At 33.2% G+C, this 485-nt stretch carries 2 protein-coding genes; both read right to left on the bottom strand.

From position 1 onward, the window contains the following. The coding region (locus tag AC6UD0_RS07335; RefSeq protein ID WP_500708704.1) for a helix-turn-helix domain-containing protein at positions 1-220 on the bottom strand (220 nt) is incomplete at its 3' end. Further along, entirely contained in the window at positions 198-419 is a 222-nt protein-coding gene (locus AC6UD0_RS07340) for a helix-turn-helix domain-containing protein (RefSeq protein ID WP_500708705.1), read from the bottom strand. The genes AC6UD0_RS07335 and AC6UD0_RS07340, both read right to left, overlap by 23 nt. Between the last annotated feature and the right edge of the window lie 66 nt (positions 420-485).

Here is a 485-nt window from a genome sequence, read left to right on the forward strand (position 1 = left end):
TCCCCTCAATTGCAGAACCAACTGTCGTTGTGTGTTTGGCTATCCATTCAAGGACTTGTGTTTTTGGATAACGCTTAGATCCGCCATCTTCCCATACTGGGAAATCATCCTTTCTCAAATAATGTCTATCTAGTGAGTCAGGTGATTCTCCTAAGAAGTTAGCCAAATCGACACGTTTCATCATTTCCCCATAATCTTTACTGCCTTTTTTTGCTGTCATCTTTATCACCCTGATCATTAAAATTAAGCAGTTTGCCAATTGGAACATTTAAATAGTTAGCAACTTTTTTTAATCTATCCGTATTGACTAAAATATCCCATTGACGAATGCTGCCATTCGAAAACCCTAATGCAATTTCAATTTCTCTTATGGAAATATTTTTTTGTTTGGCAATTTTTACTATATTTTTATAAATCACATCTTTATCTCCTTTCAAAATTTATTGCAATTTATTCAAATAAAAGTTTGCATAAATTAGACCACT

It is taken from the genome of Fructilactobacillus sp. X7R9C1 (genome assembly GCF_059901005.1).